The organism is Desulfovibrio piger (assembly GCF_900116045.1).
Lineage (GTDB): Bacteria > Desulfobacterota > Desulfovibrionia > Desulfovibrionales > Desulfovibrionaceae > Desulfovibrio > Desulfovibrio piger_A.
Map to the genome: position 1 here is coordinate 2501884 of NZ_LT630450.1, position 25973 is coordinate 2527856.

20 protein-coding genes and 1 tRNA gene are annotated in these 25973 nt (G+C 68.1%); 4 read left to right on the forward strand and 17 right to left on the reverse strand.

Going from position 1 to position 25973, the window contains the following annotated elements; all coding sequences use genetic code 11:
• Positions 1-252: 252 nt before the first annotated feature.
• From DESPIGER_RS11115 to DESPIGER_RS11125, 3 genes are all read right to left on the reverse strand, one after another.
• Positions 253-2511, reverse strand: a complete 2259-nt coding sequence (locus tag DESPIGER_RS11115; RefSeq protein ID WP_231927573.1) for a vitamin B12-dependent ribonucleotide reductase — start codon at positions 2509-2511, stop codon at positions 253-255.
• 608 nt (positions 2512-3119) lie between these two features.
• Entirely contained in the window at positions 3120-5099 is a 1980-nt protein-coding gene (locus tag DESPIGER_RS11120; RefSeq protein WP_072336864.1) for a small ribosomal subunit Rsm22 family protein, read from the reverse strand.
• On the reverse strand, positions 5100-6770 hold the full coding sequence (locus DESPIGER_RS11125; RefSeq protein WP_156831699.1) for an ASKHA domain-containing protein: 1671 nt from the start codon (positions 6768-6770) through the stop codon (positions 5100-5102). It abuts the gene before it with no gap.
• Positions 6771-6874: 104 nt separating this feature from the next.
• Here DESPIGER_RS11125 and DESPIGER_RS11130 point away from each other — a divergent pair, with 104 nt between their 5' ends.
• The gene (locus tag DESPIGER_RS11130) at positions 6875-7579 is read left to right on the forward strand and encodes a hypothetical protein (protein ID WP_072336867.1); all 705 of its coding nucleotides are present in this window, start codon (positions 6875-6877) and stop codon (positions 7577-7579) included.
• A gap of 24 nt (positions 7580-7603) precedes the next feature.
• Here DESPIGER_RS11130 and DESPIGER_RS11135 read toward each other — a convergent pair whose 3' ends face one another.
• The 14 genes from DESPIGER_RS11135 to trmFO form a co-directional block, all read right to left on the reverse strand.
• The gene (locus DESPIGER_RS11135; protein WP_072336870.1) at positions 7604-8377 is read right to left on the reverse strand and encodes a methyltransferase domain-containing protein; all 774 of its coding nucleotides are present in this window, start codon (positions 8375-8377) and stop codon (positions 7604-7606) included.
• Between the two features lie 433 nt (positions 8378-8810).
• On the reverse strand, positions 8811-9983 hold the full coding sequence (locus DESPIGER_RS11140; protein WP_072336873.1) for a phosphoglycerate kinase: 1173 nt from the start codon (positions 9981-9983) through the stop codon (positions 8811-8813).
• Positions 9984-10478: 495 nt separating this feature from the next.
• The gene (gene tkt, locus DESPIGER_RS11145) at positions 10479-12473 is read right to left on the reverse strand and encodes a transketolase (protein ID WP_072336877.1); all 1995 of its coding nucleotides are present in this window, start codon (positions 12471-12473) and stop codon (positions 10479-10481) included.
• Between the two features lie 19 nt (positions 12474-12492).
• Positions 12493-13224 (reverse strand): ribulose-phosphate 3-epimerase, encoded by a 732-nt coding sequence (rpe, locus tag DESPIGER_RS11150; protein ID WP_072336880.1) that lies wholly within the window; start codon positions 13222-13224, stop codon positions 12493-12495.
• 72 nt (positions 13225-13296) lie between these two features.
• Positions 13297-13638: a MerR family transcriptional regulator gene (locus DESPIGER_RS11155; RefSeq protein WP_072336883.1), complete on the reverse strand. Its 342-nt coding sequence runs from the start codon at positions 13636-13638 to the stop codon at positions 13297-13299.
• A gap of 155 nt (positions 13639-13793) precedes the next feature.
• On the reverse strand, positions 13794-16196 hold the full coding sequence (gene pheT / locus DESPIGER_RS11160; protein WP_072336886.1) for a phenylalanine--tRNA ligase subunit beta: 2403 nt from the start codon (positions 16194-16196) through the stop codon (positions 13794-13796).
• Positions 16197-16237: 41 nt separating this feature from the next.
• Positions 16238-16621 (reverse strand): hypothetical protein, encoded by a 384-nt coding sequence (locus tag DESPIGER_RS11165; protein WP_072336889.1) that lies wholly within the window; start codon positions 16619-16621, stop codon positions 16238-16240.
• Positions 16622-16631: 10 nt separating this feature from the next.
• A complete protein-coding gene (gene pheS / locus DESPIGER_RS11170) occupies positions 16632-17675 on the reverse strand; it encodes a phenylalanine--tRNA ligase subunit alpha (RefSeq protein WP_072336892.1) in 1044 nt (347 codons plus the stop codon).
• A gap of 265 nt (positions 17676-17940) precedes the next feature.
• Positions 17941-18291 carry a 50S ribosomal protein L20 gene (gene rplT, locus DESPIGER_RS11175; RefSeq protein WP_006008100.1) on the reverse strand — a complete coding sequence of 117 codons (351 nt, stop codon included), beginning with the start codon at positions 18289-18291 and terminating at the stop codon, positions 17941-17943.
• A gap of 270 nt (positions 18292-18561) precedes the next feature.
• Positions 18562-18759, reverse strand: coding sequence for a 50S ribosomal protein L35 (rpmI, locus tag DESPIGER_RS11180; protein WP_072336895.1), 198 nt, complete (start codon positions 18757-18759; stop codon positions 18562-18564).
• Between the two features lie 160 nt (positions 18760-18919).
• Positions 18920-19450, reverse strand: a complete 531-nt coding sequence (gene infC, locus DESPIGER_RS11185; protein ID WP_072336897.1) for a translation initiation factor IF-3 — start codon at positions 19448-19450, stop codon at positions 18920-18922.
• Between the two features lies 1 nt (position 19451).
• On the reverse strand, positions 19452-21398 hold the full coding sequence (thrS, locus tag DESPIGER_RS11190) for a threonine--tRNA ligase (protein ID WP_072336900.1): 1947 nt from the start codon (positions 21396-21398) through the stop codon (positions 19452-19454).
• A gap of 158 nt (positions 21399-21556) precedes the next feature.
• Positions 21557-21633, reverse strand: a tRNA-Val gene (locus DESPIGER_RS11195).
• Positions 21634-21849: 216 nt separating this feature from the next.
• Entirely contained in the window at positions 21850-23226 is a 1377-nt protein-coding gene (gene trmFO, locus DESPIGER_RS11200; RefSeq protein WP_072336903.1) for a methylenetetrahydrofolate--tRNA-(uracil(54)-C(5))-methyltransferase (FADH(2)-oxidizing) TrmFO, read from the reverse strand.
• A 396-nt stretch (positions 23227-23622) separates the two neighbouring features.
• On the opposite strand from trmFO, the gene dut reads away from it, so the two are divergent.
• The 3 genes from dut to DESPIGER_RS11215 all read left to right on the forward strand — a co-directional run bounded on the left by dut (position 23623) and on the right by DESPIGER_RS11215 (position 25946).
• A complete protein-coding gene (gene dut / locus DESPIGER_RS11205; RefSeq protein ID WP_083575387.1) occupies positions 23623-24102 on the forward strand; it encodes a dUTP diphosphatase in 480 nt (159 codons plus the stop codon).
• Positions 24103-24279: 177 nt separating this feature from the next.
• Positions 24280-25482: an aspartate aminotransferase family protein gene (locus tag DESPIGER_RS11210; RefSeq protein ID WP_072336909.1), complete on the forward strand. Its 1203-nt coding sequence runs from the start codon at positions 24280-24282 to the stop codon at positions 25480-25482.
• Between the two features lie 245 nt (positions 25483-25727).
• Positions 25728-25946, forward strand: a complete 219-nt coding sequence (locus DESPIGER_RS11215; protein ID WP_072336912.1) for a TraR/DksA family transcriptional regulator — start codon at positions 25728-25730, stop codon at positions 25944-25946.
• Positions 25947-25973: the final 27 nt, after the last annotated feature.

The window sequence follows — 25973 nt, forward strand, 5'->3', positions numbered from 1 at the left end:
GCTCCATAGGACTGGGATGCCGTCCCGGAAGGCCGGGCGCGGGCTGCGGTCAAAAGGGCGGGCGGAGAGGGCCTCCGCTGGCCGGTGCCGGTGGCGGACGCATGCTGCCGGGCACATGCGGGTGGGGATGCGGGCGCTGCGGCGGCATCCGCTTTTGCCTGCGGCGGCAGGCTGCGAAAAAAAGGGGACCACCGGCAGGCCCGCCGCGCAGGGCGACGGGGGCGTCCCGGCGGCCTCCCTGTGCGGATCGTTCTAGCCGCAGCGGGAAAAACCGCAGGCGGGGCAGATCAGGCAGCCTTCCTGGAAGACCAGGGGCTCGTCACATTCGGGGCAGCGGTGTTCCTCGATATCGGCCACACCGGAACCCAGATGTTCGTCCTTGAGGTAGCGGCGTTCCAGCACCCAGGCGATGGCGTCCGGGATGGAGAGCAGCAGGCCCTTGCCGCGGAACACGGGATGTTCGCCGCCGATGCCCTTGATCTGGGCCACGATGTCGCGCACTTCCACGCCGGAGCGCAGGGCCAGGGACACCAGGCGGCCGATGGCTTCGGCCTTGGCCGTGATGGAGCGGCCGGACTTGCCGATGGTGGCGAAAACCTCGAAGGGTTTGCCGTCGATCTCGTTGACGGTCAGGTACATGGCGCCCAGACCGGTCTGGATCTTCTGGGTGAAGCCCTGCACCACGTCGGGGCGCTTGCGCACCACGCCCAGGCGGGGCTTTTCCGCGGGCGCGGGGGCTTCGCCGTCCATCTTCTTCTGGCCTTCGCCGGTGGCCAGCACCTGCAGGCTCTTGCAGCCGTCGCGGTACACGGTGACGCCCTTGCAGCCTTCCTTGTAGGCCAGCCAGTAGATGTCGTGGATGTCCTGTTCGGTGGCGCTGTGGGGCAGGTTCACGGTCTTGGACACGGCGTTGTCGGTATGGCGCTGGAAGGCGGCCTGCATGCGCAGGTGCCAGACGGGGTCGATGTCCATGGCCGTGACGAAGACCTTGCGCATGGCGGCGGGCAGGGCATCCAGGGACTGGATGGAGCCTTTTTCCACCACCTGTTCCATGAGTTCGGGCGTGCCCAGGCCGGCTTCCTTGAGGGCGGCCTCGAAATAGGGGTTCACTTCCACCAGGCGCTCGCCGTCCAGGATGTTGCGGGTGAAGCAGAGGGCAAACAGGGGCTCCACGCCCGAGGAGCAGCCGCCGATGATGGACAGGGTGCCCGTGGGCGCGATGGTGGTGACCGTGGCATTGCGGTAGGGGCCTTCGCCGCGCTGGGGGAAGACGGATTCCGCATAGGCCGGGAAGGGCCCGCGCTCTTCGGCCAGACGGGCCGAGGCGGCGTGGCCTTCGGCATTGATGAAGCCCATGATGCGTTCGGCCAGGGCGATGCCCGCCTCGGAATCATAGGGGATGCCCAGCTGGAAGAGGAGGTCGGCAAAGCCCATGACGCCCAGGCCGATCTTGCGGTTGCGGCGCACGGTCTCGTCGATGCGCTCCAGCGGGAAGCGCGAGGCGTCGATGACGTTGTCCAGGAAGCGCACGGCCAGGTGCACCACCTGCTTCAGGCCGTCCCAGTCGATACCGGCCGCGGCGGGATCCTCGTCATGCTCGTGGCCGGGCACGAAGAAGCAGGCCAGATTGACGGAGCCCAGGTTGCAGGCCTCGTAGGGCAGCAGGGGCTGTTCGCCGCAGGGGTTGGTGGATTCGATCTCGCCCTGGGCGGGCGTGGGGTTGTCGCGGTTGATGCGGTCCAGGAAGACGATGCCGGGGTCGCCCGTCTGCCAGGCGCGGCAGACCAGCAGGTCGAAGATCTCGCGGGCGCGCAGGCTCCCGGTGACCTGGCCGGTATGGGGATCGGTCAGGTCGTAGTTCCCGTCGCGCTCCACGGCCTGCATGAAGGCCTCGGTCAGGCCCACGGAAAGATTGAAATTGTTGAATTCCCCTTCCTTTTCCTTGGCCCGGATGAACTCCACGATGTCGGGATGGTCCACGCGCAGGATGCCCATGTTGGCACCGCGCCGGGTACCGCCCTGCTTGATCTGCTCCGTGGCGGTGTTGAAGATGCGCAGGAAGGAGACCGGGCCGGAAGCCACGCCGCCGGTGGAACCCACACGGCTGGCCTTGGGGCGCAGGCGGGAGAAGGAAAAGCCCGTGCCGCCGCCGGACTTGTGGATCATGGCGGCGAACTTGACGGCATCGAAGATCTCTTCGATGGAGTCGCCCACCGGCAGGACGAAGCAGGCGGAGAGCTGGCCCAGCTCACTGGCGGCGTTCATCAGGGTGGGGGAGTTGGGCAGGAAGCGCCAGCTGGTCATCAGGTCATAGAACCGGCGGGCCAGGTCGTCGACGGTGAAGGGGGAGCGTTCGTACTTGGCTTCTTCAGCGGCGATGGCGCTGGACACACGCCAGAACAGGTCACGGGGCGTCTCGGTGCTGCCGTCTGCTTTTTTGTGCAGATAGCGTTTCTGCAGCACCACTTCCGTATTGGGCTTGAGCCGCGGCTCGGGCAGATCGTGAGGCATGGGAGGGATCATGGCAGACCTTTGGGTAAAAAGAAAAGCGGCTGGCCTCCCGCAGGGGGAAAGTCGGCACGCTGAACTGGCTTTGACGGGCCGGGCGGTACTGGAACCGCACGGCGAAAGCCCTTTATACGCGTTCCCCGGGGGAAAATAAAGGCCCTCTTCCAGTGGAGAAGAAAAGCCCGCTTTGATCTTATCCAATAAAATCAGGATGTTTTTTGAAGAAAGCGGATCTTGTCAGCGGCGGAGGACCCACGGGGGGCAAATCCCCGCAGGGCCTTGGCCTGCAAAGGAAAAGACGGGGAAAGAAAAATTTTTCCGGGCCCGGAAAAAGATTTTTGTCACAGGGCGCCGGGAAGGCCGCTCCGGCGGAGCCTGCCGGGCTGTGCCGCGCGGTCCGTGCCGTTGCCGGTGGCGGCATCGGACGCCGGGCAAAAAAGGGAAGGGGCCCGGGACCCCTTCCCCATCACTTTTCTTCATGGGCATCCGTCAGGCTCAGGCAGCCGTGGTGCGGTGGCCGCCGGTCAGACGGGACGCCCGTGCGGCGGACGTGCGGACATGCGCGGAAGGCGCTGTTGCCCGTCACGGGCCCTCCGCGGGAGGAGGACGGGCTAGTCCTCCCCGCGGCCACGGCCGTGGCCGCGGGCATCGCCCTGGCGCCTGTCTCCGGGGCGGCGGCCGTCGGGCCTGCGGTCGTTCCGGGGGAAGGCGCGGGGATCGTCGCGCCGGTCAGAGCGGCCGTCCTCATGGCGTCCGGGACGGCGGTCCTGATGGCGGGCCGGTCTTTCCGGGGCCACGCGCCGGTCGTCACGGCGGGCCGGGCGGTCGTTGCCGTTGCGGCGGTCGCGGAAGGTGCCGTCATGGCCGGAGCGTCCGCCGGAGGGCTGGTCCATGCGGCTGTCTTCCCGCCGGTCAGGGAAGTTCCGGCGCGTTCCTCCGGCGCCCGCAGCAGCGGGCAGGGCCAGCAGCAGGGCGCCGCTCTTGCGGTCGCGGCGGGGCGTGCCGGGCCGTTCCATGTCCGCCTGGGCCCGGGCCGTGAGGCTGGCGCCCGGGGGCAGGGCGGCGGCATCGGGCACCACGGCCAGACCGGCGGCACAGCAGGCATAGCGGGCCTGACCGCGCAGGCCGGGCACCACGAAGGGCGAGGAGAGCACGCGCACGGGCCGGGGCCGGTGCAGCATGTCCGCCGCTTCGCGGCGGGCGTTGTCCGGGTCGGCGTCATCGAAGCCGTCCCTGTCGTCGAACAGGTCCTCCCCGGCGGCGGGGTCGGCCCGCAGCAGCAGGGGGGCCAGGCTCAGGGCGCTCTTGGCCAGTCCGGCGGCGGAGGACAGCTCCTGCAGCCAGTGCGGCGCGCCCTCGCAATCGAAGGTGAAGTGGCACCAGCCGCGCCCGGCAGGGGCATGGGCCAGCGGGCAGGGGCCCCGGTGCGTGCAGGGGGCCAGCGGTATCAGGTCGCGTTCCAGGGCGGCATCACGCAGGCGGCTGATGGTCTTGCCGCCCAGACGGGTGCCGGGCTCCACGAAAAGGGCTGCGGGCAGCAGGGCCTCGTCGGCAGTGCCGGTCTCGTCCTCGTTCAGCGGGGCGGGCCAGCACAGGGGCTCCAGCTCGTCCAGCAGGTTTTCCAGACGGCGCACGCCGCCGGGGCCATCCTCGTCCTCGTCGTCCTCGCGGTTCATCCGGCGGCTCTCGGCGCTCAGTTCGTTGAGCACGTTGGCCGCCGTGAGCAGCCAGGGGCGCAGGTGGCGTTCCTGCCGCTCCAGCGTGCCGGCCAGTTTGCGTTCCAGACGCGGCATGTGCTCCAGCGAGCCCCGCTCCACACGCACCTGCCAGACGGGCTGGCCCAGGATGTCGCCCCAGGCGGCCATGACGTCGCGGCCCAGTTCCATGGGCTGCACGGCATTGTCCACGGCCAGCACCTGGATGGGTAGGGCACGCCATTCGGGGCGGGCCAGCCACAGGGCCAGGGGCACGCTCAGGGGGCCGGAGCCGCCGTCCAGCAGCAGGGGCGTCCGGCCTTTCTTCAGCCAGAGGCGGGGATCGGGCAGGGGCAGGGAGCGGAACAGGCGCGCCAGGCGCAGCACGTTCCAGGGCAGGAAATAATACAGATAGGCGCTGGTGCTGGCCGGGGAGCTCCAGTAGGGCCGGTAGAGGCCGGAGCGTTCGCAGGTCAGCAGGCGCGACAGCGCCTCGATGTCCGCGGGCAGGTCACGGTAATGGGCGCTGCGCAGCGGGCGCACCGTGCGCAGGGCCTGGCCCAGGGCGTCCAGCTCCCGCCGGACCACGTCGGGCAGGGCGGGCAGGAGCTCGGAGTCCATCCGCCACGGGGAAAGGCGGCCGTCACGGGGCGTGCGGACTTCCCGCTGCCCGGCACGGCTCCAGCCGGAGAATTCCTCCGGGCGTCGCGGCGCGCGCGCGGGCTGTTCTCCGGCAAAGGAAGAGTACTGGCGGCGCGGTGCTGCGGGACGGCGCCCGCAGTGATGGTCGCTGCGGGATTCTTCATGGAAAGAGCGGCGTTCCGGCGTACGGCCTGCGGGGCGCGGCCCGCGGTGGGCCGGGTCTCCCCCGTTGTTTTTCTGTCGGGTATCGGACATTCAGACTCCAAAGCGCATATGGCGCAGGTAATCGGCATGGAAGCCGGGATCTTCAGCAACAGGGACGAGCGTGGCCGTGGCGCACCAGCGTGCCAGCGCGGGCAGGCGCCAGGGTTCGGCGGCCAGCAGGGCGGCACCGTCCAGGGAACTGTTGCCCACGGCCCGTACACGCCGCCCCATGCCGGAGGGCAGAAAGCCCAGCTCTTCCAGACAGGCGGGCGGACAATGCTCGCCCAGGGCGCCGGCCAGGGCCAGACAGGCCACATCGGCCGCCGCCAGTCCCGCCGCCCGCAGCAGGGCCTCCAGGGCCTGTGAGAAGGCGGCCTTGACCTTGAGCAGTTCCTCCACGTCGGCGGCGGCCAGCCATTGCCCGAACGGCAGGGGCAGACGCAGCCCCGTCCGCGTCTGCTGCGGCGGCGGGGCCACACGCCGGGCCAGCGGTGAGGCGGGCGTGCGGAAATGCCCGTCCGCGTCCAGACAGCCCAGACGCAGCAGCAGGGCCAGCAGGGAAAGATAGCCCGTGGCGCTGATGCCCTGCACATGGGCCCCGGCGGCCAGGGGGCCGTCCACACTGTGGCAGGCCAGGCCCGGGGGCGAGACCTCGAAGCGGGTGATGCTCCCCGGCCCGGCCATGCGCCCGCACTGGGGCCCGATGCCTTCCAGGGCCGGGCCCAGCGGGACGCTGGCCAGCCACAGACGGCCCCGGGCATCCACCAGGGCCAGCTCGCCGTTGGTGCCCAGGTCGGCCAGCAGCAGCGGACGCGGCAGGCCGCCGGCCAGCAGGCGGAGCAGCCCGGCGCTGATGTCGCCGCCCACGAAGGGCGCGGGCAGGGGCGGGATCAGCAGCGGCGGCAGCCCTTCCACGGTCAGGCCGCAGCCGCCCGCATGGCTGCGCCGGTAGGGCGCGGCGCACAGGCCGCTGATGTCCCTGTCCAGAAAGATGTCGGTCATGGCGGTATTGGCCGCCAGCACCAGACGCTCCACGGGGATGCCGGGCAGGGAGGCCGTCTGCTGCCGCAGCAGGGCGGCCAGATGGTCGCGCACCAGCCGGGCGAGCCGGGCCCGTCCTTCAGGCGAGCTGGCCACGGCCAGGCGGGACATGATGTCCGCTCCTGCCCCGGCCTGCGGGTTGAGGTCGTGCCCTTCGGCCACCACGGACACCGGCAGGGGCGGACGGCAGAGCAGGGAAAAATCGTCAGGGGCCTGTGCTTCCCGGGCATCGGGGACGGCGAGCAGGCGCCAGTACAGGGACGTGGTGCCCAGATCCACGGCCAGGGCCAGGGGCGCCTGCGCCGGGAGGGAGGACGCGGCCGTGGTCGTGACCGTCATTTTTTCTGGCGCGGGCACGTCAAGATGCAGTTCCGGGCCCATGACGTCAGTTATCTGACGACGGCAGGCCAGGCGCCAGCCCTCCGCCAGCAGGGAGGGGCCCAGGATCTCCTCTTCTTCCGGCAGGGGATCGGGCGCCACGGACAGGTCATGGAAGCGGACCCGGCAGCGGCCGCAACGGCCCAGACCGGAACAAAGGGGCACGGGCGCCGCCAGCCCGCCCAGCCAGACGGCCCGGGCCAGATCGTCGCCGGGGGCCGCCCGGCCGCAGCGCGGGGGCGCGGCGGGGACGTCACCTTGCCCGGCACGCATGCCGGGCAGTTCATGGACACAAAGTTTCATGCCGCCACACTGCCTCAAGCCGCCGGCCAAGGCAAGCCTTGGAGCCTTCCCCGTCTGGCCTCGTTCTTGCATGTTTTTTCGCACATCACGGGAAATCGACAGTCATGAGCAGCATACTTTCACAGGAAGAGATCGCCGCCCTGTTGCACGGCCTGCCTGCCGCCGGCGGCGATGGGGCGCCCCCCGCCGGAACGGCCGCCCCTGCGGACGCCGGAGCCCGGCTGGATGCCCTGGCCGCGCGCTGCGCCCGCCTGTGCGCCGCCAGCATGGAGGAACAGCGGGGGCGCCTGCTGGTGCTGACGCCGCTGCCCGTCCGGTATCGTCCCTTCGGTGTCGTGGCGGACAGCATCCGCGAAGCCTCCTGCTGCTGTGCCGTGCGCCTGGACGGCCTGGAAGAGCCCGCGCTGCTGGTACTGGACAGGGATTTCGTGTTCAGCCTGCTGGACGAATTCTTCGGGGCGGGGGGCTTCGCACGTCCGGGGCAGCGCCCCCTGACCGCTCTGGAGACCATGCTGGCCCGCAAGTTCGCGGAGCGCTTCCTGGCTGCCTTCGACCTGGCCGGCAAACCATCGTCCTGGCATCCCTGCTGCGGCCGCAGCCTGTCCCTGCCGCGCCTGGCCCTGCTGACGCCCGATGGGCAGCCGGTCTGGCACCTGGCGTTCAGGGCCCTGCTGGGCGGCCGTGCCGGGGCCCTGCATCTGTGCCTGCCCGAGGATTTTCCTGCCCGCCTTGCCGCAGGCCCTGCCCTGGCCGGTGCCGGCCGGGAAAAAGATATCCCGGACACGGCAGGCGCATCCGGGATGACATAGCAGGCAAGGCTCTCGGGAGCGTGGTCAGCACCCGCGTATCCAGTAGGTCTCGAAACCGTCGTCCAGCCAGCCGTCTTCCAGATGGCGGAAATCCGCCTTGCGCAGCAGCTCCCGGTACTCGTCGCGGGTGCGGCGCCAGCCCCAGAACTGCTGACGGCGGATGCCCAGGAAGTGCAGGATGCCGCGGATGACGATCTTGATGGCATTGACGAAACTGCCGATGAAGCTGTCTTCCTGCAGCAGCGAGGCCGAAAGGCAGATGAGCTGGCCGCCGGGCACGAGCTGCGCCCGCAATTCGCCCAGCAGGTGCTGCAGTTCGCGGGTGGGGATGCTGTAGTCCACCGCGGAAAGATAGATGACATCGTAAAAGACGTCCGGCGGCAGGCAGGCCGGGGGCATGCCGATGTACATGCGCTCGTTGGGCACATGACGGCGCAGCCAGCGCATGCTCACGGTGCTGGGTTCGTTGACGTGCAGCTCCAGCTCGTCTTCCGGCATCTCTTCCACGAGACAATGCTCCATGTAGCCGACGCCGCTGCCGATGGAGAGGACGCGCAGCGGGCCTGAGCCCTCGGGGCGCAGGGCGGCCTGTTCGCGCAGGCGGGCGGCCAGCCACTGGGCATCCTTGCGCTTGTTCTGCCGCCAGACGGCGGGCAGGTCGTCCCAGTCCTTGAAGCGCCGGAACAGCTCCTCGTAAAAGGTGGCGTAGAACTTGGGTTCCGCCAGATGGAAAAAAGAAATGTGCGAGAATGACGTGAACGGGATTCCCTGCCAGCTTTCCTGATAAAAACGCCGCACATTTTCCTCCATAAAAGACAAAAGAGGGGCGGGGCGAGGCCCGCGGACAGTGGCACGGCAAAGGGGCCCCCTGCCGGACGCAGCGCGATGATACCCCAGCCGGGCCGTCCGCGCAACGTGCCGGAAGGCATTTGCCGTGATGCAGGGCCCTGGGGGAGCTGCCGGGGCGGGGAAGCGTCGTGCCGGCGGACGGTGACAGACGGGGAAGGGCCCCTTCTCCCCGAGGACGGGCCAGCGCCGGGCCGCCGGTCCCGGGCAGGGCGGAGGGGAAGCCCCGTCTTTCCGGGGAAGAGCGGCTGCCCCGGGACAGGGGCCTGGGAAAGCGGGCCCGCGGGCCCCGTCGGGCGGGACGGGCGTCGCCGGGCGTCCGCCGCCCGGGACAGGGGACAGAAAAAGATCCCGGAGGGGAGGGCCCCTCCGGGAAAGGTATCAGTTACGCGCCGCGATCCTGCAGGGCGGCCACGGAGGGCAGCACTTTGCCTTCCAGCAGCTCCAGGGAGGCGCCGCCGCCGGTGGAGATGTAGCCCATCTTGTCGGCCAGACCGTAGCTTTCCACAGCGGCCACGGAGTCGCCGCCGCCCACCACCACGAAGGCGGGGGAGGCCGCCAGGGCCTCGGCCAGAGCCCTGGTGCCGGCGCCGAAGGGATCGGTCTCGAAGGCGCCCACAGGGCCGTTCCAGACCACGGTGGCCGCCTTCTGCAGCAGACCGGCGTACAGTTCCACGGTCTTGGGGCCCACATCCAGGATCATCTCATCAGCGGGCACCTTGTCCACGTCGCGGACCGTGGCGGTCTGGCCGGGGGCCAGTTCCCTGGCCGTGACCACGTCCACGGGCAGGGGCAGGGCCTTGCCCAGTTCCCTGGCCTTGGCCATGACCTTTTTGGCATCGTCCACCAGCTCGGGCTCGTACAGGGACGTGCCCACGCCGTAACCGGCAGCGGCCAGGAAGGTGTTGGCGATGCCGCCGCCCACGATGAGGGTGTCCACCTTGCCCAGCAGGTTGTCCAGCAGGCCCAGCTTGGTGGAGACCTTGGAACCGCCGATGATGGCCATCAGCGGACGGGCGGGAGCGTCCAGCACCCTGGCGAAGGCGGCCAGTTCGGCGGCCATGAGCGGCCCGGCGCAGGCCACCCTGGCGGCGCGCACGGCCCCTTCGGTGGAGGCGTGGGCGCGATGGGCGGCCCCGAAGGCGTCCATGACATAGATGTCGCCCAGAGCGGCCAGCCTGGCGGCCAGGGCGGGGTCGTTCTTCTTTTCGCCCTTGAAGAAGCGGATGTTCTCCAGCAGCACCACCTCACCGGGCGCGGCCTTGGCGGCGTCCAGGTCGGCAGCCAGCTTCACGGGGCGGCCCAGCAGGCCGGAAAGGTGGGCGGCCACCGGCGCCAGGGAGAATTTTTCCTCCACCACGCCCTCGGTGGGACGGCCCAGATGCGAAAGCAGGATCACGCCCGCGCCCTTGTCCAGCGCCATGCGGATGCCGGGCAGGGCCGCACGGATGCGCTTGTCATTGGTGATGCGGCCGTCCTTCATGGGCACGTTGAGATCCTGGCGGATGACAACGGTCTTGCCGCTGCACTCCATGTCCTGCAACAGTCTGATGGGCATGTCTGCCTCCTTTTTGTCAGGGAAGGGATCACCGGGAAGGGCCGGGACACGGCGTCCGGTTTGTCAAAAAGATATGTTCCCCGAGGAGGAAAGTCCAGCCCGGCCCCGAAGGTCAGCGGGAATGCCGTCAGCGGAAGATCCGGCGGCTGCCGTTCCGCCCCGGAGGGGGAGGACGGCATGCGCGATGCCATCGGGAGAGCGTCTGTTCGTTCCGAGTGCCGGGCCCCGGCAGGGGACACGGTCCGGCATCCTCGGGGCCCACGTCACGCCATGTCCGTTCTGCTGCCGGGTGGCCGGGATATCTGCCGCGGCCCGTCCCGTCCATGCCCCTACCATCTGTCGTCCTTGGACAGGACGCAACAAGGCCCGGGACCTGGGGATATGTCATCCTGCGGTCCCGGGCCATAGTTTTTATGCGCGGGTTCGGGAGGGGAGTTTGAGGGAAGGGCCTAAAGCAACGTTCCTCTCCCCTCAACGGATCATATCCGTCCCGCCCTAGCCCAGCAGCCGGCGGGCCATGTCGGCCAGGTGGGCGGCGGTGAAGCCGAAGTGTTCGGCCAGGGCCTTGCCCGGGCCGGAAGCCCCGAAGGTGGTCATGCCGAGCACGGCGCCGTCAAGGCCCACATATTTGCGCCAGTAGTCGGCGGCAGCGGCTTCCACGGCCACGCGGGCGCGCACGGCGTCGGGCAGCACGCTTTCGCGGTAGGCGGCGTCCTGGGCGTCGAAGCGTTCGCAGCAGGGCATGGAGACCACGCGCACCTTGCGGCCTTCGGCGGTGAGGGCCTCGGCGGCCTCAAGGGTGATGCCCACTTCGGAGCCGGTGGCCATGAGGATGAGCTCGGGGGTGCCGTCGCAGTCACGCAGCACATAGCCGCCGCGGGCGATGGCCTGCACCTGGGCCCCGTCGCGGCTGACGAAGGGAAGGTTCTGGCGCGAGAGCGAAAGGCAGGTGGGACGGTGGGCGTTCTCCAGGGCGCACTGCCAGGCAACGGCGGTCTCCACGGTATCGCAGGGGCGCCAGACATCCAGGCCGGGCATGAGGCGCAGGCCGGGCACCTGTTCGACGGGCTGGTGGGTGGGGCCGTCCTCGCCCACGCCGATGGAGTCGTGGGTGAAGACCCAGACCGCGCGGGTGCCCATGAGGGCCGCCAGGCGCAGGGCGTTCTTGGCGTAGTCGGAGAAGACCATGAAGGTGCCGGCGTAGGGGATGAAGCCGCCGTGCAGGGCCAGGCCGTTCATGATGGCGCTCATGCCGAACTCGCGCACCCCGTAGGCCAGATAGTTGCCGGTGCAGGTGGCGGGATCGAAGTCCACGGAATGGCTGGTCTTGGTGCCCACGGAACCGGTCAGGTCGGCGGAGCCGCCCAGCATCTCGGGCAGGTTGCCCACCAGTTCTTCCAGGGCCTTTTTGGAGGCCACGCGGGTGGCGATGCTCTCACCGGCGTCCACGGCCTTCTGGATCATGGCCGCGGCGATGCCGGCCCAGTCGGCGGGCAGGTCGCCCTTCATGCGGCGTTCCAGCTCGGCGGCCAGTTCGGGACAGGCGGCGCGGTAGGCGTCGAAACGGGCCTGCCACTCGGCTTCGGCCTTCTTGCCGGCTTCGCGGGCGTCCCAGGCGGCGGCGATGTCGTCCGGCACGGAGAAGGGGGGCTGATGCCATCCCAGGGCGGCGCAGGTGGCGGCGGCCACGTCCACGCCCAGGGGCGAGCCGTGGCAGGAGGCGGAGTCGGCCTTGGAGGAACCGAAACCGATGTGGGTCTTGCAGATGATGAGGCTGGGGTGGTCGGCGTCGGCGCGGGCCTCGGCCAGGGCGGCGTCCAGGGCCCCGGCGTCATGGCCGTCCACGGGGCCGATGACCTGCCAGCCGTAGGCTTTGTAGCGGGCGGCCACGTCTTCGGTGAACCAGCCGTCGATCTTGCCGTCGATGGAGATGCCGTTGGAGTCGTACAGGGCGATGAGCTTGCCCAGGCCCCACACACCGGCCAGGGAGCAGGCCTCGTGGGACACCCCTTCCATGAGGCAGCCGTCACCGAGGAACACATAGGTGTGATGGTCGATGACCGTATGTTCGGGGGTGTTGAAGCGGGTGGCCAGCATCTTTTCGGCCAGGGCCATGCCCACGGCGGACGAGATGCCCTGTCCCAGGGGACCGGTGGTCATCTCCACGCCGGGGGTCACGTGGCACTCAGGGTGGCCGGGAGTGCGGGAGCCCAGCTGGCGGAAGTTGCGGATGTCGTCCATGCTCAGGTCGTAACCGGTGAGGTACAGCACGGCATAGAGCAGCATGGAGGCGTGACCGTTGGACAGCACGAAGCGGTCTCGATCCATCCAGCCGGGATCGGCGGGATTGTGTTTGAAGCCGTGGCGCCAGAGGGCTTCGGCCATGTCGGCCATGCCCAGGGGGGCGCCGGGATGACCGGAACGGGACTTCTCGATGGCGTCGATGGCAAGGGCGCGGATGGCGTTGGCACACTGTCTGCGGGTAGGCATGATGCGGTCCTTTGTTGAGTTATTTTTTCAGGGCGCGGCCGGGCTGCCACAGGGCGGCCGCAGCGCAACGGGCATCGTGGGCATTGTCGGCCGCGGTCCGGGCAGCGGCCTGGAATCGCTGATGGCACCGGTCATAGGGGGGATGACCGAAGAAGGCCGAGCCCGAGACCAGCACGTCGGCCCCGGCGGCCACCAGCTGCGCGGTGTTCTCGGGGCAGGCGCCGCCGTCCACCTGGATGAGCACGTCCCCGGCCCCGGCGGCATTGAGCATGGTGCGGGTGGCGCGGATCTTGTCGAAACTCTGGGGGATGAACTTCTGGCCGGAGAAGCCGGGGTTCACGCTCATGATGAGCACCATGTCCAGATCGGGGGCCAGCCAGCGCAGGGGGGCGATGTCCGTGCCGGGATTGAAGGCCAGGCCGGCTTTCATGCCCAGGCGGCGGATCTCGCTGAGGGTGCGCTGGGGATGGCGGTCGGCCTCGGCGTGGATGACCAGCATGTCGGCCCCCGCATCACGGAAGGCCTCCAGATAGCGGGCGGGTTCCTCGATCATGAGGTGCACGTCGAAGAAAAGCCGGCTGCTGCGCTGGCGCAGGCTTTGGATGACGGGCTGGCCAAAGGTGATGTTGGGCACGAAGGCCCCGTCCATGATGTCCAGGTGCAGCCAGGAGATGCCCGCGGCCTCAAGGGCGGCGAGCTCGTCGGCCAGGCGGGAGAAATCGGCGGAGAGCAGGGAAGGAGAAAGGATCATGCGGCATCCTGTGGTGCGCTGCCTGTCGTGCAGGACCGCCGCGGCGTACTGCCGGAGCGGCAGGACAGGGGATCACCGGCCGGCCAGAAGGCGGCGCAGCTCGGTCAGCTCGTTTTTCAGCTTCAGCATCAGGGCCGGATCGCGCTTGCTGGCGGCGCGTTCCGGCAGGATCTCGTCCAGGGTGGCGCTGCCGTCCAGGATGCGGCGCGCGCCTTCTATGGTCATGCCCTTCTGGTGCAGCAGCTGCTGGATGCGGCGCAGCAGGGCCATGTCCTCTTCGGTGTAGAAACGCTGGCCCGAGTCCGTACGCCGGGGAGCCAGCTGGGGGAACACCGTTTCCCAGAAACGCAGCACGGAAGTATTGAGGTTGAGCAGGGCGGCGGCCTGGCCGATCTTGTAGAGTTTTTCCGACATGCTCCCTCTCTTGCGGGTTTCACCGCGCGGGGCCGGGCCGCACGCAGCGCCACGGACCGCGGCCCCGCAAGGGGGCCGCAGCCCGTGGAAAACCGTATCAGCAGCACTTCCGCCGCAGGGGGCAGGGGCCCGCCCGTTGCGGAAGGGGCAGGCCGCTAGATGCGCACGCCCAGCGTCTGCACCAGGGATTGTGCCACCTTTTCCCGCACTTTGTCCACTTCCGCATCCTTGAGGGTACGTTCGGCATGGCGGAAGGTCAGGCGGAAGGTGAGGTTGCGCTCGTCGCTGCCTTCGGGGCTGAAGCTGTCCACCAGCACGGCGCCTTCCAGCAGGGGCTGCTTCTGGGCCATGATCTGGTCCAGGATGGCGCCCACGGTCACGCCCAGGGGCGCGGCCACGGTGATGTCGCGGCGCACCGGCGGGAAGACGGGCAGGCTCCTGAAGCGCACCTGCGCGGCGTCATGCAGGCGGCGCAGCACGCCGAGGTCGAGCTCGGCCAGCCAGACGTCCTTGCGGGCGTGGAAGCTGTCGGCCATCTCGGGGCGCACGCGGCCCATGACGCCCACCCCGGTGCCGTCCACGCTCAGGCGCACGCAGGGCAGCAGGTAGGGGTGGCTCTCGTCCAGCCGGCACACGGGGGCGGCGAGGTTGAGGAAGTGCAGCAGGTGTTCCACGATGCCCTTGAGGTCGCTGTAGTCCATGTCGGCTTCCGCATGCGGCCAGGCGCTGTCGTGGCGCTGGCCGTAGAGGAGCACGCCCAGCATGCCGGTCTCGGTGGCGCCGGTGGCGTGGGGATCGTCGCTGGGAGCGGCCGTGAAGGTGTTGGCCAGCTCGAACAGGCGCACGCCCGCGGCGCCCTGGGCCAGGTTGTTGCGCAGGTCATGCAGCAGGCCGGGGGCCAGCACGGTGCGCAGGGCATCCTGTTCGGCGGAGAGCGGGTTCATGATGGAGATGCGGCCTTCGGCGGGCAGGCCCAGCAGGTCCAGGTCCTTGTGGCCCACGAAGCTGTAGTTGACGGCTTCGTTGAGGCCCAGGCCGGCGCCCCAGTGGCGCAGGCGGGACCAGAACTGGAAGGTGGACATGGGTTCTCCGGCGCGGTCCAGATCCTGCAGGAAGGCGGGCAGCTCGGGGGCGATGGTGTCCAGGCCGTGCACGCGGCCCACCTCTTCGATGAGGTCGGCTTCGCGGGTCAGGTCGGGGCGCCAGCTGGGCTGGGTGACCTGCCAGCTGTCGTCGCTGGTCTTCGTGATGGCGCAGCCCATGCCGGAGAGCACCTTTTCGTCGAAGGCGGGGCTCAGTTCCACGCCCAGCAGGGCATTGGCGCGGGCGGGGCGGAACTCGATCTGCACGGGCACGAAGGGCCTGGGCTCGGCCAGGGTGTAGCCGGGGCAGACCTTGCCGCCGGCGGCGGCCACCATCATGGCGCAGGCGCGGTCCAGGGACCAGATGGCGCGCTTGTGGTCGATGCCGCGTTCGAAGCGGTAGGAGGCCTCGGACGAGAGGCCCAGACGGCGCGAGGTCTTGCGGATGGTGCCGGGACGGAACACGGCGCTTTCCAGGAAGACGTTGCTGCTGTTCTCGTCGATCTCGGTGTTCAGGCCGCCCATGACACCGGCCAGGCCCACGGCGCGCTCGGCGTCGCGGATGCAGAGGTCACGGGCGTCCAGGGTGCGTTCCTGGCCGTCCAGGGTGACGAACTTCTCGCCCTGGGCGGCGGGGCTGACGATGATGCGCCCGCCCTTGAGCTTGTCGAGGTCGAAGGAATGCAAGGGCTGGCCGCATTCGAAGAGGATGTAGTTGGTCACGTCCACGATGTTGGAGATGGGACGCACGCCCACGGCATGCAGGCGGTGACGGATGCGCATGGGCGAGGGCGCGATCTTGATGCCGGTGATGACGCGGCCGGCATAGAGGTTGCAAAGCTCGGGATCGCTGATCTCCACCGGGGGCAGGTCGCGGGCCGGGCCGTCCTCGCTCAGGGGCAGCTCGGGGATGGTCAGGGGCAGGTTGAAGGCCAGGGCGGTCTCGCGGGCCAGGCCCAGCACGGACAGGCAGTCGGCGCGGTTGGGGGTGATGGAGATGTCCAGCACCTCGCGGTCCAGCTCCAGGGTGTCCACCAGACGGGCGCCGGGCACGGCGCTGTCGGGCAGCACCATGATGCCGCTGTGATCCTCGGTGAGGCCCAGTTCGCGTTCGGAACAGATCATGCCGCAGGAGGGCGCGCCGCGCAGCTTGGCCTTCTTGATGACCAGGCCGCCGGGCATGGTGGTGCCCACCAGGGCCACGGGGACTTTCTGGCCGGCGGCCACGTTGGGGGCACCGCAGACGATATCCAGCAGTTCGCCCTGGCCGGCGTCCACCTTGCAGATGTGCAGGTGGTCGGATTCGGGATGGTCGACGCATTCCACCACATGGCCCACCACGATGGGGGCGATGGCGTCATAGGGGCGCACGATCTCTTCCAGTTCCAGGCCCAGCATGGTCAGCCGGTCGCCCAGCTCCTGTGCCGTACCTTCATACGGGACGAATTCGCGCAGCCACGAAAGAGAAAGCAGCATATGTCATCTCACTGGCCCCGCAGGGCCGGTTAGCAGTTGATTCAGTTGAAGTCCCAGGCCGGTTTGCCCGGTGTGTCGGCGTCGGGATCCGGCAGGGGGCGGCTCTGTTTGCGTCCGTAAGTGCCGTAAGCGCCGCCGCGGGGGCGCTTGCGGGGTTTCACCTCCTCGGGGCCGTAGTCCTTGAGCGGGCGGCCGTAGGCATCGGTATAGCCCATGCCGCGCTCGGTGGTGTTGCCGGCATTGCCCATGGCGGGCAGGCCCTCGATGGGCTTGGGCCCGCCGGGCGGCTCCAGGCCGCTGTGGCGCGGGCTCAGGGCCGAGGCGGCCCGGGCGTCGCCGGCGTCCAGCGCGGCGGAGCCTGCGGCGCAGAGCAGGGCCAGCAGCACGGGCACGCAGGCGCGGCGGAGGCAGACGGACAGGGACACGGGACCCACCCTAGGCGTACAGGCCGAACTGGCCGAGGAAACGCACGTCGTTCTCGAAGAACATGCGCAGGTCGCCGATGCCGTACTTGAGCATGGCCACGCGTTCCACGCCCAGACCGAAGGCGAAGCCGCTCACGTCGGCGGGATAGCCCACGGAGGCGAACACGGCGGGGTCCACCATGCCGCAGCCCAGGATCTCCACCCAGCCGGTGGTCTTGCACACGCGGCAGGGCTCGCCGTCGATGTGGCCCTTGCCGCCGCACATGCAGCAGCTGATGTCCACCTCGGCCGAGGGTTCCGTGAAGGGGAAGAAGCTGGGACGGAAGCGCACTTCGGTATGGCCGCCGAACACGGAGCGCACGAAGGCGGTGAGGGTGCCGCGCAGATGGGCCATGCTGATGTCCTGGCCCACCACCAGCCCTTCCACCTGATGGAACATGGGGGTGTGGGTCAGGTCGGAGTCGCGGCGGTAGACCTTGCCGGGGGCCACGATGGCCAGGGGGGGCTTGCGGCCCAGCATGGTGCGCACCTGCACGGGGGAGGTGTGGGTGCGCATGAGCACGCGTTCGGTGATGTAGAGGGTGTCCTGCATGTCGCGGGCGGGGTGTTCCGGCGGCATGTTGAGGGACTCGAAATTGTAGAAGTCGTTCTCCACTTCCGGGCCGGAGGCGATGTCGAAGCCCAGTTTGCTGAAGATGCCGCAGATCTCTTCCATCACCAGGGTGGTGGGGTGCAGGGAGCCGCGCCAGGGGGCGCGGCCGGGCAGGGAGGCGTCGAAGCGTTTGAGGGCCTCGGCTTCGAGGGCCGCTTCCAGAGCGCTCTTGCGGGCGTCGAACAGGGCGGTGAGGCGCTCCTTGACGCTGTTGGCCTTCTGACCCACGGCGGGGCGTTCCGCGGGGGGCAGCTTGGCCATGGAACTCATGGCCTGGGCCAGTTTGCCCTTGCGGCCCAGAAAGTCCACCCGCAGTCCTTCCAGTTCATCCAACGAAGAAGCCCGGTCAAGACCTGCTTCGAGGTCTGTAACCAGGCTTTCCAGTACAGTCATCAAATCCATGCGAATACCCGGAGCCGCCGCAGGCGGCGTTACGGTCAAAGGAACGGCCCGGAGGGCCGCACACAACAGCGGCGGAGGAACACCATGTCCCGCCGCCACATGACAACAGGGGCGCATGCCGCCGGGGCCGCATGATGCGCGGCACCCGGGGCGCGCCCGATCTTACCGGAATCTCCGGCGGAAAAAAAGAGCGCGGCACATCCCGCACGAGGAAAAACCTCACGCCAAGACGTGCCGCGCGCTCAGGAAAGCTGTGGCGTGCCGGCTACAGGGCAGCCTTGGCCATTTCCACCACCTTGGCGAAATCGTCCTTGTGGTAGACGGCGAGGTCGGCCAGGACCTTGCGGTTCAGGGCGATGCCGGCCTTGTTCAGGCCGTGCATGAGGCGGCTGTAGGACAGGCCGTTCAGGCGCGCGCCGGCGTTGATGCGCAGGATCCACAGGGTGCGGAAGTCGCGTTTGCGGTGCTTGCGGCCGATGAAGGAATACTGGAGCGAACGCTCCACAGCCTCACGGGCGGTACGATACAGACGGCTGCGGCCACCACGGAAACCCTTGGCCGCGCTCAGGTACTTTTTGTGCCGACGATGGGCGGCGAGACCTCTCTTCACACGCATGGGGGGTACCCTCCTTTCGCCCGGCCAAGGCGGAGGTTTTGTGCCTGCCGGGGAAAAAAATTGATCCCAGATGGGGCGCAAATTGCTTGAAAAGAACGGCTTTGCGCTGGCCGTTGCCCCTGTGGGGCGCCGCGCCGCGCGGCGGTGCTGCGGCGGTCATGCCGCCTCCCGCATACGGGCGCGCAATCCGGACGGATCAGAATCCACACCGTCACGCTCCCGCGTGCCGGCGGATGCTCCGCGTACGGAGCTTTCGCAAGGGCCGCTGCGCTAGCCGTTGGGCAGCATGCGGCGCACGGCCTTCTCGTTGGTGCGGTCAACGAGGGCGGCCTGGCCCAGGCGCATCTTGCGGCCGGGAGCCTTCTTGGTGAGGATGTGGCGCAGATTCTGACGACGACGCTTGTACTTGCCGCTGCCGGTGAGCTCGAAACGCTTGGCCGCGGAACGCCGGGTTTTGATCTTGGGCATGTTATACTCCTTAGCGAATGGCCTGCCCGTACAGTACGGACAGGAACGGCATATTGCCTGAAAAAGCCGTGCGGCGCAAGTGCAAAAATGCAGGAGCGCGCAGGCGGGCCCGACGGCACAGGCCACCTGTGACGCCAGGCAGAAAAGGTTCTGGCGCGGGCTACTTCTTGGGCACCAGCAGCATCTGCAGGGTGCGGCCTTCGGCACGGGGCTCCTGGTCCACCTTGGCCACATCGGCCAGGTCCTGCACGACGCGTTCGAGGATGCTGACGCCGCGGTCCTTGTGGACGATCTCGCGGCCACGGAAGAACACCGTCACCTTGCAGCGGTCGCCGTCTTCCAGGAAGCGGCGGATGTGGCGCAGCTTGGTCTCGTAGTCGTGGTCGTCGGTCTTGGGACGGACCTTGATCTCCTTGATCTGCACCACGCTCTGGCGCTTTTTGGCTTCCTGCTTCTTTTTCTGCTGCTCGTACTTGAACTTGCCGTAGTCCATGATGCGGCAGACAGGCGGTTCGGAGGTGGAAGCGACTTCCACCAGGTCCATACCGGCTTCCTTGGCAAGGGCAACAGCCTCGTTGCGCTGCAAAATACCCAGTTGTTCCCCATCGGCGCCGATGACGCGCACTTCGCGGGCGCGGATCATCTCGTTGCGGCGCACGCCGTCCTGCGGCATGTCGCGCCGGGGTCTCATGTTAGGAGAAGCTATAGCGCATCCCTCCATTCTTGAAAGGCTCTTCGCTGTCCGTACGGATCAGGGCAGCCACTTCCGCCACGGACTTGAGCCCCAGGTTGTCCCCATTGCGCAGACGCACATTGACGCCGCCCGTCTGCGCTTCCTTTTCCCCAACCACCAGAATATACGGTACCTTGGCCAGCTGCGCCTCGCGCACCTTGAAGCCCAGCTTCTCGTTGCGCGTATCGGCCGTCACGCGGATCCCCAGAGCTTTCAGCTCCTCGCAGGCCTTGAGCGCGGCTTCGTTGTGGGCATCGGTGACCGTCAGGATCCGGGCTTGTTCGGGCGCCAGCCAGGTGGGCATGGCGCCGGCGTACTGCTCGATGAGCACACCGATGAAGCGCTCCAGCGAGCCCATGATGGCCCGGTGCACCATGACAGGGCGATGACGTTCGCCGTCCTGGCCCACATAGGTCAGGTCGAAACGTTCGGGCAGGGTGAAGTCCACCTGGATGGTGGAGCACTGCCATTCACGACCGATGCAGTCCAGCAGGCGCACGTCGATCTTGGGGCCGTAGAAGGCGCCGTCGCCCTCGTTGATCTCGTAGGGCATGCCGGCCTTCTTCACGGCCTCGATCAGGGCATTGGTCGCCAGTTCCCAGGCTTCGTCGGTCCCGATGCTGTCCTTGGGACGGGTGGAGATGCCCACCTTGTAGTCGAAGCCGAACAGGTGCATCAGGTCGCGGATCAGGTGGATGACACCGAGGATCTCGCCTTCCAGCTGTTCGGGCGTGCACAGGATGTGGGCATCGTCCTGGGTGAACTGGCGCACACGCAGCAGGCCGTGCAGGGTGCCGCTCTTTTCGTGGCGGTGCACCACGCCCAGCTCGAAGTAGCGCTGGGGCAGGTCACGGTAGCTGCGCAGATCGTTGCGGTAGATCAGCATGTGCGAGATGCAGTTCATGGGCTTGATGCCGTACTGATCGTCCTCGATCTGGGTGAAATACATGTTCTGGCGGTAATGGTCGTAGTGACCGGAGCGCTGCCAGGTCTCCACGCGCAGCAGCTGCGGGCCCTGCACCAGGTCGTAGTCGCGCTTGAGGTGCTCGCGGCGCCAGAAGTCTTCCAGGATGGTGCGCATCAGCATGCCCTTGGGCAGCCAGAAGACCATGCCCGGGGCCACGTCTTCATGGAAGGTGAAGAAGCCCAGTTCGCGGCCCAGCTTGCGGTGGTCGCGGCGCTTGGCTTCTTCCAGCTGCTTCAGATAGGCGTTGAGGGCCTTCTCGTCGGCAAAGGCGGTGCCGTACAGACGGGAGAGCATGGGGTTCTTTTCGTCGCCGCGCCAGTAGGCGCCGGCAGCGGAAAGGATCTTGCTGGCCCTGGAAAAGCCGGTGTGCGGCACGTGGGGGCCGCGGCACAGGTCGGTGAAATCGCCGCAGGTGTACAGGGAGACCGTGTCGCCCTCGATGCCTTCGATGATCTCCACCTTGAAGTTCTCGCCCATCTTGCGGAACTTCTCGATGGCGTCGGCCTTGCTCATGGTGGTGCGCACGAAGGGCAGGCGTTCGCCGGCGATACTCTGCATCTCTGCCTCGATGGCCGGGAAGTCCTCGCTGGAGAAGGGCTTTTCCACGTCGAAGTCGTAGTAGAAGCCGCTCTCCACAGCGGGACCGATGGTCACCTTGGCCGAGGGATAAAGCTTTTTCACCGCGGCGGCCATGACATGGGCCGTGGAATGGCGGATCATGCTCAGGCCTTCGGGAGAATCGGCGTACACGGGAGTGATGTCGGTACACTGGGCGGGCACGGTGGCGGAAAGGTCGCACAAAGTCTCCGTGCCCCCTGCGGTCACGCGCGCAGCCACCACGGATTTGAATTTTTTGCCGCTCAGCGCTTTCTGCAGAACAGCGGCCACATCACCCTGTTCGGGGGCGTCCACCACCTGTCCTTCCACGCGGACATCCATGTTTATACTCCTTCAGGCGCCCTGTCGGGCGTATGGTACAAAAAAAGGAATGGGGAGGCTGAAAAACCTCCCCATCTTCAAAAAACGTGCTGCTTTCATGCAGCTATCTGGCGGGCACCGCCCCTGTCGCCACGGGCTCATGCCCTTATTATTTTATTTGGTAGGAACGAGCAGACTTGAACTGCTGACCCCTTCCGTGTCAAGGAAGTGCTCTAGCCACCTGAGCTACGCTCCTACTCCAAGAGGCGAAGTCTTATCTAGCGAAAACCACCTTGCGAGTCAACAACTTTTTGGGGATTTTTTTTATTTTTGTCTTTTCAGGTGGTTATGGACGCACTGCGGCCCCTGTGCCTGAGCGTTTTGCGGCATGGGCGTCACAGGCGGCCGTCCGCCCCGGCACAACAGGGGCAAAGGAAGGCATGTCCGGCAGAAAGTTTTTCCCCGGCCCTCCTCACATCCCGGCCGTCAGCAGCCCCTGTTCCGCGCGCCAGCTGGCGAAGCGCTCGCGCGCCCGGGCCGAGTAGAGGGCCTTGCGGTCCTTCTTTCTGGCCTTCTCGTCCAGCTCCGGCATGAGGCCGAAATGGGCGTTGGAGGGCTGGAAGTGCTTCGCCGGGGTGCGCAGGTGGTTGAGCAGGGCGCCCAGCGCGCATTCCAGCGGCGGCAGGGCCAGCTCCCGCCCCCGGGCGCGCGCGGCCAGCAGCATGCCCAGCCACATGCCGCAGGCGGCGGATTCCAGATAGCCTTCCACGCCGGTGATCTGCCCGGCCAGGAACACCCGGGGCCGCGCCCTGAGCGAAAGGTCGGCGTTCAGGGCCACGGGCGCGTTCACATAGGTGTTGCGGTGCATGCTGCCGAAGCGGGCGAATTCCGCCTTCTCCAGACCGGGCACCATGCGGAACACCCGTGCCTGCTCGCCATAGGTCAGCTTGGTCTGGCAGCCCACCAGGTTGCAGGTCTCGCCGTTGAGGGTCTCGGCCCGCAGCTGCAGGATGGCCCAGGGGCGGCGGCCGGTGCGCGGGTCCACGAAGCCCACGGGCTTCAGCGGCCCGAAGGTCAGGGTGCGCGGGCCGCGCTCGGCCAGGGCCTCCACCGGCATGCAGCCTTCGAAATGCTTTTCCTTCTCGAAGTCCCGTGCGCCCACCTTCTGCGCTTCCAGCAGGGCGTTATAGAAGGCCTCGTATTCTTCCCTGTTCATGGGGCAGTTGAGATAGTCGCCGCCCGTCTCGCCCTTTTCCTGCCCGTAGCGCGAGGCACGGAACACGATGTCCCTGTTCAGGGAATGCGTCCAGACGATGGGCGCGATGGCATCATAAAAATAGCAGTGGTCGCCGCCCACCACCCCGGCCAGCGAGGCGGAGAGGTTTTCCGAGGCCAGGGGCCCGGCCGCCAGCACCACGGTCCCGAAGCCGTCCAGCGCGGGATCGTCCAGGGAGGTGATCTGCCGGTGGACCAGCGTGATGCCGGGCGTGGACAGGATGCGCCGCGTCATGGCCGCCGAGAAGGCCTCGCGGTCCACGGCCAGGGCCTTGCCCGCGGGCACGCGGTGGGCGTCGGCCAGCTCCATGAAGTCGCTGCCCAGTTCGCGCATCTCGGCCTTGAGCAGGCCGATGCCGGAGGTCAGCTCGTCCGAGCGCAGGGAATTGGAGCAGACCAGCTCCGCCAGCCCGTCACTGACATGGGCCGGGGAACGGAACGCCGGCTTCTGTTCGAACAGGGTCACCTGCAGGCCTGCCCGCGCCAGGCGCAGGGCGCATTCGCAACCGGCCAGGCCGCCACCAATAACCGCATAGCTGTGTTCAGTCACGCCATCTCCTTTTGTTGGCCGCATCTTTGCCTGATACGGGCCGGGAAGGCAAGGGGCCAGGAGCGGAGGGCCCGGGAAGGGAGCGGGGGAAGCCGGCGGGGCGCGGGCCTCCCTTGCAAGGAAGAAGGCTGGGGGAACACAGGCCGTCACAGGGCATCCGGCAGGGCGGACTGAAAAAAATTTTTTTGCCGGGGCTCCGCCCGGAGCTCTGCCGGCAATGGTTCCTGAAAATCCCGGCAGGCGGCGTGGTCCGCGCCGTGGGGAGGACATGGACAGGGCGCCGCCAGGGCTGTCCGGGGCCGCCGGCACGGCCTGTCCGTGAGCGCGGGCACGAAACGGCCGTCCCCGGGACGCGGCCTGCGGGCGTGCGGCGGCCTGCGCCTCTTGCCCGCTGCCCGCATGTGCGCTACATCTCACGCCATGAGCACTCTTTCCGTACCCGCCTGCCCCGTGCGCCTCGCTTTCGTGCGCGAAGGGGCCCGTTCCCTGTATGCCGGCCGGCTTGAACCGGCCACGGCCTTTTCGGCCGGTATCGACCTGCGCGCCTGTCTGGACGAGGACTGCGTGCGCATCCCTGCCGGGGGCCGCTTCTGCGTGCCCGCGGGCATCAGCGTGCAGCCCTGCGAGGCCGGTTTTGCGGGCTTCCTCTATTCCCGCAGCGGCCTCGGCGCGCGTGAGGGCCTGACCGTGGCCCAGGGCGTGGGGGTCATCGACCCCGACTATACGGGCGAGATCCTCGTCATGCTGCTCAACACCTCGGGCGAGGAGCGCGTCCTCAGGCGTGGGGAGCGCATGGCCCAGCTTGTTTTCCAGCCCTTTGTCCGCCCTGTCTGGCAGGAGGTGGAGAGCCTCTCCGCCACGGAGCGCGGTGCGGGCGGCTTCGGACATACGGGGCGCTAGCCGCCAGAGGGATGCCGCCGCCCGGGGCCGCGTGCGCCGCGGGCCCAGCCCGCCGGCGGGCCGGAGGCATGTGTTTCCGGCGGCCCTCCCGTTTTTTGCGAAGCCATTTCTGTTTCATCATTGCCGGGGCGCGTGCCCCGTGGGAGGGCGCAAGGCCTCCCAGCAAAGGAGTTGACCATGTCCGACGCATTTTCCGCCATCAAAGCCCAGGAAGAAGCACTGCTTTGCCGTTCCTACAGCCGATATCCCGTGGCTGTGGTCCGAGGCAAGGGCTCGCGGTTGTGGGACGTGGACGGCAAGGAATATGTGGACCTGCTGGCCGGTATCGCGGTGACCGCCCTGGGCCACTGCAACGATGAGGTCTGCGCCGCCCTGGAAGCCCAGGCCCACAAGCTCTGGCACGTCAGCAACCTCTTCTATCAGGAAGAGCAGCTGGAGCTGGCCCGCCTGCTGCTGGGCACCAGCCATCACGGCAAGGTCTTTTTCTGCAATTCCGGCGCCGAGGCCAACGAGGCCTGCATCAAGCTGGCCCGCCGCTACATGCGCAAGGTCAAGCAGCGCGACGCCTACGAGATCATCACCCTGGGCGGCTGCTTCCACGGCCGTACCTTCGGCGCCCTGGCCGCCACGGGCCGCGAGAGCCTGAGCGACGGCTTCACGCCGCTGCCCGACGGCTTCAAGCAGGTGCCCGCCAATGACCTGGCCGCCCTGGAGGCCGCTATCACGCCCGCCACGGCGGCGGTGCTGCTGGAAGTGGTGCAGGGCGAAGGCGGCATCGTGCCCCTGCCGGGCGATTACCTGCGCGGTGTGGAAGCCCTGTGCCGCAAGCACGACATCCTCTTCATCTGCGACGAAGTGCAGGCCGGTCTGTGCCGCACCGGTACCTTCTGGGCCTTCCAGCAGCACGGCCTGACCCCGGACGCCATCAGCATGGCCAAATCCCTGGCCAACGGCCTGCCCATGGGCGCCATGCTGGCCACCGACGAGATGGCCAGGGGCTTCGAGGCGGGCAGCCATGCCACCACCTTCGGCGGCGGCGCGCTGGCCTCAGGTGTGGCGGCCAAGTGCGTGGAGATCATGCTCCGCGACAAGCTGGCCGACCGTGCCGCCGTGCTGGGCAGGCATGTGATGGACCGCGTCCGCGCCATCCAGGACAAGCTGCCCGGTACCGTGCGTGAAGTGCGCGGCCTGGGCCTGATGATCGGCATCGAGCTGGCCGTGGATGCCGCCGCCGTGTGGCGCGAACTCATCTCCCGCGGCTTCATCTGCAACCTGAGCCACGGCGTGACCCTGCGTCTGCTGCCCGCCCTGACCATCGACAAGGCCGACCTCGACGCCTTCATCGACACGCTGGAAGACATCCTGCGCACGGCGAAGTAGGCACGCCTTCCCCAGAGACCCTCCGGGCCCCCGTGCCGCCGGCCGGCGCGGGGGCCTCTTTTTACCGTCTTTTGGGGGGCGGCCCCATCACGGCCGTCTCGGGGGCCCGCCATCCTGATTTTTTCTTTGGGCCTGCGGGCGGCCTCTTTACAGGATGGGGCGCCTGTGCTACACAGGCCCGCACCAATCCACTACGGCAATCCCGGCGTATGCGGGATTGCCGCTTGCTTTAAGGAGACAGATGCATGGATGTTTTTGACCAGGCCACTGAACTTGAACGTCTGGACCGTGAAGCTGCCCTCTCCCGCGCCCGCGCTGCCCTGGATCAGGGCGGTCCCGACTGGATCGACGGCGTGGCCTGCTGCCGCGAATGCGGTGAGCCCATCCCCCAGAAGCGTCTGGAGGCCCTGCCCGGCGTCGGCCTGTGCCGCGCCTGCCAGGAAGAACGCGAAAGCGGACGCTAGCATTTTTTGACAACGGACAACCGGAGG